The 12,290-nt window shown below is 37.7% G+C and carries 12 protein-coding genes; 11 read left to right on the plus strand and 1 reads right to left on the minus strand.

What is annotated here, in order from left to right; translation table 11 throughout:
• Window positions 1-64: 64 nt before the first annotated feature.
• The 11 genes from BHF68_RS13050 to BHF68_RS13100 all read left to right on the plus strand — a co-directional run bounded on the left by BHF68_RS13050 (window position 65) and on the right by BHF68_RS13100 (window position 11,442).
• The gene (locus BHF68_RS13050; protein WP_069644113.1) at window positions 65-922 is read left to right on the plus strand and encodes a sugar diacid recognition domain-containing protein; all 858 of its coding nucleotides are present in this window, start codon (window positions 65-67) and stop codon (window positions 920-922) included.
• A 186-nt stretch (window positions 923-1,108) separates the two neighbouring features.
• Window positions 1,109-1,702, plus strand: coding sequence for a TetR/AcrR family transcriptional regulator (locus tag BHF68_RS13055; RefSeq protein ID WP_069644114.1), 594 nt, complete (start codon window positions 1,109-1,111; stop codon window positions 1,700-1,702).
• 256 nt (window positions 1,703-1,958) lie between these two features.
• Window positions 1,959-2,963, plus strand: coding sequence for an ammonia-forming cytochrome c nitrite reductase subunit c552 (locus BHF68_RS13060; protein WP_069644115.1), 1,005 nt, complete (start codon window positions 1,959-1,961; stop codon window positions 2,961-2,963).
• A gap of 30 nt (window positions 2,964-2,993) precedes the next feature.
• Window positions 2,994-4,007: an ammonia-forming cytochrome c nitrite reductase subunit c552 gene (locus BHF68_RS13065; protein WP_069644116.1), complete on the plus strand. Its 1,014-nt coding sequence runs from the start codon at window positions 2,994-2,996 to the stop codon at window positions 4,005-4,007.
• Window positions 4,008-4,147: 140 nt separating this feature from the next.
• Window positions 4,148-5,047: an ABC transporter ATP-binding protein gene (locus BHF68_RS13070; RefSeq protein ID WP_069644117.1), complete on the plus strand. Its 900-nt coding sequence runs from the start codon at window positions 4,148-4,150 to the stop codon at window positions 5,045-5,047.
• 15 nt (window positions 5,048-5,062) lie between these two features.
• Window positions 5,063-6,076 (plus strand): ABC transporter permease, encoded by a 1,014-nt coding sequence (locus BHF68_RS13075; protein WP_436796442.1) that lies wholly within the window; start codon window positions 5,063-5,065, stop codon window positions 6,074-6,076.
• A 14-nt stretch (window positions 6,077-6,090) separates the two neighbouring features.
• Window positions 6,091-6,921 (plus strand): GDSL-type esterase/lipase family protein, encoded by an 831-nt coding sequence (locus tag BHF68_RS13080; protein WP_069644119.1) that lies wholly within the window; start codon window positions 6,091-6,093, stop codon window positions 6,919-6,921.
• A 100-nt stretch (window positions 6,922-7,021) separates the two neighbouring features.
• Complete coding sequence (locus BHF68_RS13085) at window positions 7,022-7,693, plus strand: TVP38/TMEM64 family protein (protein WP_069644120.1); 672 nt, start codon at window positions 7,022-7,024, stop codon at window positions 7,691-7,693.
• 389 nt (window positions 7,694-8,082) lie between these two features.
• Window positions 8,083-8,841, plus strand: coding sequence for a response regulator transcription factor (locus BHF68_RS13090; RefSeq protein WP_069644121.1), 759 nt, complete (start codon window positions 8,083-8,085; stop codon window positions 8,839-8,841).
• Between the two features lie 146 nt (window positions 8,842-8,987).
• Window positions 8,988-10,931, plus strand: a complete 1,944-nt coding sequence (locus BHF68_RS13095) for a thioredoxin domain-containing protein (protein WP_069644122.1) — start codon at window positions 8,988-8,990, stop codon at window positions 10,929-10,931.
• Between the two features lie 106 nt (window positions 10,932-11,037).
• On the plus strand, window positions 11,038-11,442 hold the full coding sequence (locus BHF68_RS13100) for a bacteriohemerythrin (protein WP_176719945.1): 405 nt from the start codon (window positions 11,038-11,040) through the stop codon (window positions 11,440-11,442).
• A gap of 34 nt (window positions 11,443-11,476) precedes the next feature.
• Here the strand turns inward: BHF68_RS13100 and BHF68_RS13105 are convergent, their stop codons facing one another.
• The gene (locus tag BHF68_RS13105; RefSeq protein ID WP_069644124.1) at window positions 11,477-12,244 is read right to left on the minus strand and encodes an esterase family protein; all 768 of its coding nucleotides are present in this window, start codon (window positions 12,242-12,244) and stop codon (window positions 11,477-11,479) included.
• Window positions 12,245-12,290: the final 46 nt, after the last annotated feature.

Here is a 12,290-nt window from a genome sequence, read left to right on the forward strand (position 1 = left end):
TATAATGTTTAATTATTAGCAACTCTAAAGTTTAGAGCGTGAAAGATAGAGAGGTGATATTGTAATGGAGGTTTCTGCGGGAATAGGGCGATATATTGTTGACTTTATTTACGATAAAACAGGCTTTCATTCAATAGTTTGTAACGAACAAGCTGTGATAATTGCAGATTCTGCGGGCACCCGTATTGGCAAAACACATGGTGGTGCAAAACAAATTATTCAAGATAAACTGGAAATTTTTAAAGTGACAGCTGAAATGGCTACTAATTCCAATGGAACAATGAAAGAAGGGACAAGTCTACCGATTATATTCAGTGGACAAATTATTGGTACATTCGGAATTACTGGGGATTTAAATTATACACTTCCTATTGCCAATATTGCTGCAGAACTTATTTCTGTCCGCTTGCGTGACGAGGCTACTAAGGAAACGTTGCAGGGATATGTCTCTACCTTAAATGATGTTGCTCAAGACACGGTGGCTGCGATTGAAGAAATTACTGCTTCATCAGAAGAATTAGCTTCAACTAGTGAAACAGTAGCAACTTCAGCAGTACAAGCCACGAATTATGTGCAAAATACGAATAATATATTAGATTTATTGGCTAAGGTTGCGCAACAGACGAAGATGTTAGGTTTAAATGCAGCAATTGAGGCGTCGAGGGCAGGGGAATATGGACGTAGCTTTTTAGTTGTTGCTAAAGAGGTAAGTAAGCTAGCGGAAGATAGCCGCAATTCATCGGAAGAAATAGTACAGATTTTAGGGACGCTTAAGGATGTTATTGAAAGGGTATCTAATGATATACAACAGACTAGTGTAATTGCCAATGAACAATCGAAGGCATTGCAGGACATTGCAAGATTAGCAGATTCCGTTCAGGACGTAGTGACAAGTCTCAAAGACATTGCTGAACAACTGTAAATATAAGTTGCATAAGAAAACTAACTTCTTTAAAGTAGGAGCTTAGTTTTCTTTTTTTTGCCTTTCGAAGGATTATTGTTGAAAAATAATAGGTATAAAATACGGATAGAAAATTTATTAAATATATGATAAAAAATATATATTGCTTAAGGTTTGGATTGGCTAAGCTGCCTGGGGGGAATAGTTTTGCAAAAGAGTAAGACTCGGGAAAAAATAATCGAAGTAGCAAAAGAGATGTTTCAAGAGCAAGGCTATGTCCATAGTACAACTAAGGAGATAGCCCGCAGGGCTGATGTCAATGAAGTTACAATCTTTAGACACTTCGGTAGTAAGGAAAATCTGTTCAATGAAGTGATGGGCAGCATAACAACGGTTGCTGTGTTTAATGATGAATTTGAAAAGCAATTCATAGGAAATCTGAGAGAGGATTTAACACTTTTTGCCAATACTTACATAGAGTCGGCCTGTGAGAGAATTATGCTCTTAAATTTAGGATTGATGGACGGACCTAGAGATCCAGAGATGGGTCGTCTAGTTGGGCAAATAGCGCTGCGGATTACAGGTTTTCTAGCTGACTATCTCAACAAGTTACATGAAAATGGTATTATACCAAACAATGACTTTTATTTGACGAGCCAAATGATGTATAGTGTCTTATATCATTATGTAATTAGCAACTATAGTATGTCGGGAGCTAAAAATATCATGCAAGTAGATAAAGCAACTATAGTAAAAGAATGTGTAGAAATGTTTTATAATAAACTTATGAACGGAAAGTAAAAGAATTAACACTTAATATTACGCAGTTATAATATAACAATAAATAGAATATGAAGGCCCAGCACTGATTAGTTGCTGGGTCTTCATATTCTTCATTTCGGACATAAGTTAGACAAAAATATTTCAAAAATAGTTCATATTTGTATTGATTATGTGATATTCGTCATATATAATGATTACAAATGTAATGCAAGTGTACACTTGCATTGCATTTGATGGTTTGTATTACATAAAAAGGAAGGGAGAAAAAAGAATTATGAAAAAAGCATTAGTTTTAATGTTAGTCTTCATTGCAGCGATGTTTGTATTTACAGGCTGTGAAGACGCAATTGATGCTCCAGTAGTTCCAGCGGGTCCAAGTGATTTGGCAATCGCTGAGAAGATTACTGAAGAGTGGGCAACAACTGGTAAAGTTTTTGCTACGTATTCAATCGTTGAGCGCCATTATGGTGAAACTACGAATGCAAATAGCTGCTTACATTGTCATGATGGAGCAACATTTGCTGCAGGAATCTCAGGGGAGCTAGCTGGAAGCCACTTCACAGGAATGGACTGTGCGGCTTGTCACAGTGGTGTAGGTGCTAACTTTATCGAGACAGGCTTAGTAGATGCAAGCCTACCGTACTTTAACAATACGTATATTACAGAGAGTTTTGAAACTGACTCATCTGCATTATGTATCGCTTGTCACAACGGAAGACGTAATCCAAGTGCAAAACTTGCTAATTACATTGAAGGTGAAGCAGGATTTATGTACAACCACTATGGACCAGCAGCATTAGTATCTGGTCAGGGTGGAATGCAATTCCCAGATGTAGATTATGCTACATCTCCAGTGCATACTGATATGAGCTGTGTAGGTTGTCACATGCCTGAAACAGGTGATGGTTATAAGAGCCATACGTTTAAAGCAACTGTAGAAGGATGTCAAGATTGTCACTCTAGTGCAACAGACTTTAACTTCAGAGGTTTCCAAGACAAAGTTAAAGACAATCTAAAGGTTGTATACGATGCTGCATTTGAAGCTAGTGGAGCTGCTGAAGTTAGATTTGGTGGCGGTGCAGGTATTACATTTGTAGACGCAAGTGGAGAAACGATTGCTCCAAATAAAGAAAATATTGCACCAGAAGTATTTGCTGCTATGTATAACTATTATATGATTTATCGTGATGGAAGTTATGGAGTTCATAACCCAGTTTACACAAAATCATTATTAAATGTACCTTACGAAAAAATCACTGGTCAAACTTTAGAGTGGTAAAAATTCTAAAGAAAGGGGAGAAACTAAAAAATGAAGAAAACATTAGTCGTAATGTTATTATTATTGAGTGCCCTAGCACTAGTTGTGGGAGCTCAAGCTACTGCTTCGGAGCAGCCTAAGCTAAATGGATTACAAGTAACAACTCAAATTACGCAAGAGTGGATGGATAGCGGTAAGCAATTTACTGCTGGTTGGTCTGGTTACGGTGCACGTGCTTCTTCTAGCTGCGCTAGTTGCCATGATGGACTAGGTTTTACACTAAATGGAACTGATGTAGTGCTTCCAGATATAAGAAATGAATTATCTGAAGAAAGACCACATGTTATTGGAATTACTTGCCAAGCGTGTCACACTGGCTTTGGTAAAGATTTAATGCATGCTGGTGGATATGAGTCAGAGCGTATGGGTTATATTGATAATGTTGGTAAAGGTGCGACTTGTATGTTCTGCCATGATCTTAGATATGGTACTCCAGATGAAAAATTAGCAGCATTTAACGCTGGTGAGCGTGTTAGAACACCTCACTACAGTTCTGCTATGGAGCTTATTACAGGACTTGGTGGTATGAAGTATGCTGATGCATCTTATCCATCAGGAACACATGGTAACCTAGAGGATAGCTGTGTAACTTGCCATATGCCACAAACTAACGAAGGCTATGCATCACATGCTTTCGGTGTTAAGGGTAATGGTATGAGCGATGAGTTCTTACAAGCTTCTTGCGGTAGCTGTCACTTAGGTATTGATCGTCAATACATTGATAGCTTCCAAAAAGAGATTAAAGAACTAGCATATAAAGTTAAAAATGCAGTTGAAGCTGGATTACCAGAAGGCTTTGATATCGATGATATCTTTGCTAACAACCCTGATCCAGAGTTATTCAGTGCTATGACTGAAGAACAACTAATTGCTGCTTATAACTACAAATTAGTAGCAGGGCAACGTAGTGATACTGTTAAATATGATGGAACATATGGTGTTCATAACCCTCCATATGCAAAAGCATTATTAAACGAATCACTAAAGAGATTAACTGCTGAATAGTAGAATAATCTTAAATTAAAACTTAAAACCCACTAGACGCAAAAGAATTTGCGCTAGTGGGTTTTTTAGTGTAAAAAACAGTTATACTAGAAAGGAATTATTTACAAGTTTACATTGCATTAGGAAACGGAGAATTGCTGATGGTATCAAAAGTTCTAGAAATAGAAAACCTGAAAAAGCAAATAAAAAACAAAGAAATTGTCAAGGACGTCAGTTTAGCAGTCAATGAAGCTGAGGTTTTTGGCTTCCTAGGCCCTAACGGAGCTGGAAAAACAACCACAATCCGTATGATAGTAGGGTTAATTAAACCTACACAAGGGACTGTTCGGATAGGTGGATATGACGTGCAAAGGCAGTTTACTAAAGCGATGGAGCATGTCGGATGTATAATAGAAAGTCCTGATATGTACCGATATATGTCTGGGCTGGCTAATTTAAAGCATTTTGCTAACATGCATAAAGGGGTTACGCAAAAACGTATTGATGAAGTAGTAGAACTTGTCGGTCTGAAAGAACGCATACATGATAGGGTTGAAGAATATTCCACAGGTATGTGTCAGCGTCTAGGCTTGGCGCAGGCAATTATGAGTAAGCCAAAGCTATTGATTCTTGATGAGCCAACTAATGGCTTAGATCCTAGTGGAATTCGCGAGTTTCGCGAGTTAGTTCGAATGTTAGCTGAACAGGAAGGTATGGGTGTCTTTGTTTCTAGTCATATATTATCTGAAATCCAGCTTATGTGTGATAAGGTAGGCTTTATCAGGAACGGTACATTACTTAAAACAGCTTCGATAGCTGAGCTAACAAAAGACCAAAAAACCTACTGGCAAGTATCGGATGCTGAACAAGCTATTAGGATATTTAAGAGCAAATGGAATATAGATGTTGCAGTTTTAGAAAAGGGACATCTATCAGCGGCAATTGACAATAACTTACTAGGGGATATAAACACTTCATTGTTTCAAGCGGGGATACAAGTTTTTTACGTACAAAAGGATTCTAAGACCTTAGAGGACATATTTTTAGAAATGACCAATTGATGATTATCGGAAAGGGTGTTTCTGTTGCTGTCTTTAATTGAGAATGAAGTAGTGAAGGTATTATATAGAAGGAAGCTCGGGATTGTTTTTCTTATTATTACATTACTAGTATTATTATTTGCTTATGGAGAGCATTATCGTTCAGAACGGACGATGGAGCGAATGGCGGAGCGCTTAGGAATTGAACATACAGGCGATTGGCGGCCTATGGTTGAGCAACAGCTAAGGGATCATCAGAATAGGTTAGATAATCCGTACATCACAGATTCTCGAAGGGCGAGCATACAGCTAGAAGTAGAGCAATATGAATATTATTTGGAGAAAGGAATCAATCCTTTAGTTATGGGTAGTGCTACTTTTACCCGCTCATTTATGGAGCAGTCAATTCTGTTGTTTCTACCACTGCTTGTTATGGTTTTGGTTACAGATATTGTCTCTGGTGAATATTCAAGCCGAACAATCAAGCTATTGCTAACGAAACCAATACCACGGTGGAAAATTCTTATGAGTAAACTAGTGACTATGCTAGTTTTAGTTACAATATTAGCTATAATGATTGCTGCTGTAGCCGCGACGATTTCAAGTATTCTTTTTGGTTATGGTGGATGGAATGCACCTGTGCCTACAGGATTCACTGTTATCAACGGGCACTTAGATACGACAAATGTTGTAAATATACCACAATGGCAGTTAATATTTATGGTGTATGGATTAGCTTGGGTAGTAGGTATAACAATAGGCGCCCTTACACTAATGGTCTCAGTCTTAGTTAAGAATACAGGAATTGCTATTGGTGTGATGATGTCGGTGCTTATAGCTGGCGGTTTTATGCGTGTATTTCTAAATGATTGGCCAATTATTAAATACCTATTTATGCTAAATCTAAACATCACTAATTATTTGTCTGGTTCTATGCAACCAGTTGAAGGAATGACGTTTTTATTCTCATTTACAGTCCTAGTTGTATGGGCTTTTGCAGCAATAGTAATTAGTTTCTATGTATTTAATAAGCAGGATGTACTGGCATAGAGGAGGCAGGTGGTATGGTGCGCAAATTATGGTTTGTGATTATCGGAACGTCTCTGGTAGGTGTGGTTGTGTTTGCAATCGGCATAATACAGGCCTTTCAGGTCACAGTTTTGAACCAAACGGATATAAGTAATGACAACGGGCAAAATCTGCAAGCAATAGAAAATAATAAACAAGTAGATTTTAGAAACCGTGAAGATGTCATTAATATTGCAGTTATGGGAGATTCAATTGCCCGAGGGACGGGAGACCAATCTGGCTACGGACTAACCAAAGAGCTTGTAAATGTATTGCAAGAGCAAGGCATTGAAACAGAAGTGAAAAATATAGCAGTTGATGGTTACGTGTCCGAGGAGCTACTAGAGTTAATTCAATTAGAAGCTAATCAGGAATTGTTAAAGAACACGGACATAGCGATTATTTCTATTGGAGGCAATGATCTTCGTGGCCTGCTAAGGCGGGATGGGACATTTTTAGAACCCTCAGGATTTCAGGGGCGGTTGTCAGAGTACATATATAATCTAGAGCTGACTTTACAAGCTATTAGAGACAAAAACGAAGATTGCCATATTGTATTAGTCGGATTATATAATCCATTCAATGATTTTTTAATGGAGATGATGATGCTTGATACAGAATATATGGACTATTTCTTAGAATGGAACTACCAGGCACAGCGGCTTATTGAGCAGGACAAGCTAGCTATATACCTGCCAACATATGATTTGTTTAAATGGAACACAGAGCAGTATATATCCTATGATAATATTCATCCAAATGCTGAGGGTTATCAAGCGATTTCGAAAAGGTTAGCAAATTATTTTCGTTCGGCTATCGGGCTGTGATACTTTGTCATATCCTTACTTTCAACTCCATACATTTACTATATACGAATTGTGAATTATAATAATACAAATGTTATCATTAAGAATTGGAGAAGTAGATATGGCGGCAACGGCAAGTAAAAAACCATTATATTTAGTTCTAGCGTTTATCATCGGGATAATGGTCATTAGTTCACTGCAGGAAACCTATGAGCACTTAACACCTGAAGTATTGCAAGGTTGGGTACTATCCTTCGGTTGGTATGCACCGCTAGTTTTTTTGCTGCTGGCCTTAATACGTCCGTTAGTATTTTTCCCTATTACAATATATTATCTTGCAAGCGGCTTGGCGTTTGGGCCATTATGGGGAGGAGTAATTGCTTTAACAGGGGCATCAATTAGTGCTCTTGTTGCTTATAGCATTGTTTACAAAACAGGAACTAGCTTTCTTTCTGATAAATGGATAGGACGAATCACTTATATTAAGGGGAGGATAAATAATCGAGGGTTTCGAAATATACTATTAATCCGCTTAATACCTATGCTGAGCTTCGATTTAGTAAGCTATGCTGGTGGCCTTGCGGGAATAAGGATGAAAACATTTTTATTAGCGACAATTCTAGGAGTCACACCGAGGATATTTGCATACTCCTATTTAGGTGCTAATGTCTTAGATGTGGGAAGTCAACAGTTTTGGATAGCGATTGCTGTGTTTTTAATAATTATTCTAGCTTCCGTGCTGTTAGCGAAGGCTTATCAAAATAGAGCTAAGAGTGACTACAATTTTAAATAGGCTACCACTAAATGTAGCTTTATTTAAGTTTAAGACCCCTGAATAGTCTCCCAGGGGTCTTCGTATGCGGCTTATTTAAGCCAAAATTAAAACTGTGAGTATGCTAAGAGAAAGTACCCTATAGCAATTAGGATAAAGCCATAAAAACGTAATGTGTGTTTATCAGGATAACAACCACTCATATTAATCGCCTCCTTTTACTAACAATAAATGCATAAAGAAAACAAAACGGACTAGGCGTATGCTATGATTTAATAAGATTGTGCTAAAACCTAAATGACAAAAACTGTTTCAAAGCAGGATTTATACATCGATTAGTGGAATACAATAGATATGAAAAGCTAAAGGCTATAATTATTGTTGAGAGTTTGATTATGGTGGTGTAAAAGGTGCACAAGATACTAATTATTGAAGATTCAAGCATGCTTAGAACGCATATTAAAAGCGCATTACAAAATAATGGGTACGAAGATGTAGTAGCAATAGAGACAGCAGATTTAATGATTGACTCGCCATATCTCTATTTGCAAAACGTAAAACTAATTATTATGGATATAGGCCTTCCAGGAACAAACGGAATTGATGCGACACATTGGTTAAGAAATCATAGTGAATATAATACGATTCCAGTGATATTTCTAACTAGTAGGAGTGATATACCTACAGTGAAAAACGCACTCAATGCAGGTGGAGTTGACTATATTGTCAAACCCTTTGAGGAAAAGCAGTTAATAAAAAGGGTGGAAAATATCCTTAAAAATCAACTTCTTAAGCAGGAAAATCGAGTTCCGTATATAGATGATAAGGAAATTGAAAAACTACTAAGTATAGAATATAGTCGAGCAATTCGTGGGAAACAGTCAGTTGCTTTTATGAGGGTTAAGGTTGAGGGCAATCTAATTCAGAGAGCTGTTGTAAAAATGGCTGAAGTATTAAGGGAAATCGATCAAATATTAATTCGAAAAAACAAAGCTATATTACTAATACTACCGTTAACTGATGAAGCAGGAACTAAGATTGTTTTAGATAAAATAACAAAGAGCCTGGGCATGGATGATATAGTAATAAAGGAATCGAATGTGGTTAATGTAACTGCAGATAGAGATGCAACGTCATTGGCAAAACTTGTTGCGGGAGTACTATCTTAACGAAAAACCTATTGATTCTCTAAAGAAGACAATTATTAATAAAGCTGGTAAAGTGGGGCACTATATATTGTATAGCGCTCTGCTTTTTTATTTTGATTTCAAATCATTTCAATTGCAAGTTATATCAATTCAAAAGGTGTGATTAAATGACGAACAATAATATGCAGCCTAATAGATTAAAAAATGAGAAAAGCCCTTATTTGCTACAACATGTACTTAATCCTGTAAATTGGTATCCCTGGTGTGATGAAGCATTCGAGAAGGCTCAAGCAGAGAATAAGCCGATCTTTTTAAGTATAGGCTATTCGACTTGCCATTGGTGTCATGTCATGGAGCGGGAGAGCTTTGAAGATGAACAGATAGCTAAATACTTAAACGAGCATTATATCTCAATAAAAGTAGACCGCGAAGAACGACCAGATGTAGATCATATATATATGACTGCTTGTCAAGCAATGACAGGACATGGAGGCTGGCCTCTGTCGGTTTTTATGACACCTGACAAAAAGCCATTCTATATTGGCACCTATTTTCCGCCTGAATCCAAATGGGGTAAACCTGGTTTTATAGAAGTCATTCAACAGCTACATGAGAAGTGGGAGAATGAGCACGACAAAGTGTTGGCAGCAAGTGAACAGATGGTGAAATCGGTAGAGCCGCGCTATAGTAAGTTTGAGCCAGGTGAGGTCGAGTATAGAACATTGACGCGTGCGTATAAACAGTTTGCCGCTGATTATGATACTAAGTTTGGCGGATTTGGTGGGGCGCCTAAATTTCCGACACCCCATAATCTAATGTTCCTACTTCGCTACTGGAAACAAACTGGCGATGAGCAGGCATTAAACATGGTAGAAAAGACGTTAGACTCAATGTATCGAGGTGGCATTTATGATCATATAGGCTTTGGATTTGCAAGATATTCTACCGATCAGCAGTGGTTAATCCCTCATTTTGAAAAAATGCTATACGACAATGCTCTGCTAGCATATACGTACTTAGAGGCATATCAAGCTACAGGGAAGGACGACTATGCCCGTGCTGCTGACGAGATTTTCACCTATGTTTTGCGTGATATGACTGACGAACAGGGTGGGTTTTGCTCTGCCGAAGACGCAGACTCTGAAGGAGAAGAAGGTAAATTTTATGTGTGGACACCTCAGGAGGTCAACGATATTTTGGATTTTGAAGATGCTGCACTCTATTGCAAGGTGTACGATATTAGCGAATGTGCGAATTTTGAAAACAAAAGCATCCCTAATTTAATCAATACTTCCTATGTACGGATTGCCCATGAGTACGGAATTTCTCAGGAGGAGTTACGTACAAGGCTTGAGCAAATTAGACTAAAGTTATTTGATGCAAGAGACAAACGAATTAAGCCCCTTAAAGACGATAAAATTCTAACAGCGTGGAATGGATTAATGATTGCCGCTTTTGCTAAAGGTGCCCAGGTTTTAAAGAAACCAATCTATAAAGACGTAGCTCGTAGGTCGATTGATTTCATAATGACGTATTTGCGACGTTCAGATGGACGTTTGCTAGCTAGATTTCGTGATGGCGAGTCAAAGTATTTAGCGTACTTAGATGATTATGCTTTTCTAATTTGGGGTCTTATTGAGCAATATGAAGCCAGCTTTGAGATGCGTTATTTAGAGCAGGCAATTGAATTGCATCAGCAGATGAAGGAGTTATTCTGGGATGAGCAGAAGCACGGATACTTCTTCTATGGCAATGATGGCGAGGAATTAATTAGCCGTCCTAAGGAAATATATGATGGTGCAATTCCGTCTGGCAATTCAGTAGCAGTGTATAATGCCCTTCGATTAGCAAGGATTACTGGAAAGCAAGAGTACGAGCAGGAGGCCGAACAAATAATGAGGGCCTTTGCTGGTACGATTAACGAGTATCCTCGGGCCTATAGCTTCTTCTTAATTGCTATTCAGTTTGCCCTTGGTAATACGGGCCGTAGACCACCAATTACAGAAGATAGTAAGGACATACAAGAACTAGTGCCCACAGACGAAGCGCAAGCACAAATTCAAACTCAAGCACAAACACAATACCAAACACAATCACAACCCCAAGCATAATGCCTGGGGTTTTTTCAATAGGATTGTAACAATTATATAATAAAAACACCTACTATCATGTTATAATACATTTATATTTATAATAATCGCAGGGGAGATGATGGTAGTGTTCATCTGGACGGAGCAGCTGGCGACAGGGAATAAGCAAATTGATGACCAACATAAGGAAATATTTCGAAAGGCGGATGAAGTGTTTAAGCTAACGGCAACGGAAAATATAGACCAAGATAGTAAAGAAAAGCTGCTAAAGGACTTTAAATTTCTAATATCTTATATGTTTGAACACTTTAATGCAGAAGAAAATCTGATGAAGCAATGTAATTACGAAGATTTTGAAAGCCATAAAGCAGAGCATACTCAGTTTATTAAAAAAGTCGGCAAATTAAATAAAAAACTAAAAGAAACGGGCTATGACATAGAGTTTGCAGAGGACTTAAAATATATTATTGTAGAATTATTAGTAGAGCATATTAATGAAACAGATAAGAGATTTGTTGATAGCGTAAAGTAGGTAATTATAAAAAGAGTGCCGCTAACTACTTGAATTAAGTAGTTCTGCGACACTCTTTTTTCATACCACAATGACTTAAAAAGTAGGGCAGCATCTTTCTCCACCAATACCAATCGTGGGTAACGTCATGGCCCCAAATATCTACCCAGGCAAAGATGTTTTTCTGCTCCAAAATACCTTTTAATGCATAGACATCCTTCAATGATTGCTCTTCCCAGTATCCTGCTCCCTGTCCAGTGGCAATGACAATGCAGCCGCCACAGTATTTATTTAAATAATTAGCATCGGTTAGATTTGTTAGGTATGCTATCGGAGAATTAAAATAGATATCCTCATCTACGTAATCACCAACTGCAAAATCTAAACTATAAAGTCCACTTAAGGAAATCATGCTATCAAAGATATTTGGATAACGGAAGTAAAAATTAGCACTGTGATAGCCACCCATGCCGCAGCCTGTTACCATAAAGCTACCATTGTGCGTACTATTATTCTGTATGAAAGGTACAATTTCTTTCATAATATATGAAACGTATTGCTTATGTCTTGCTACTTTTTTTTGAGCTGATATATGCTTGTTTAACCACGATTGCTGGTCTACGCTGTCTAATGTATATAATTGTATTTGACCGTTAGCTATATAGTCTTTACATGCATCTATAATGCCGAAGTTTTCAAAATCATAGAAGCGGCCATTTGTTGCAGGAAAAGCTAACACAGGCTTCCCAGAATCACCATAGATTTTAAACTCCATTTTTTGGCCTAGTTCTTTGCTGTACCAAGCCTTATAATCAACTTTCATATATATCTGCCTCCCATACTTCTCTGAGTTAAAAACTTGAAGCTGG

Source organism: Desulfuribacillus alkaliarsenatis, from assembly GCF_001730225.1.
In the GTDB taxonomy this organism is placed as follows: domain Bacteria; phylum Bacillota; class Bacilli; order Desulfuribacillales; family Desulfuribacillaceae; genus Desulfuribacillus; species Desulfuribacillus alkaliarsenatis.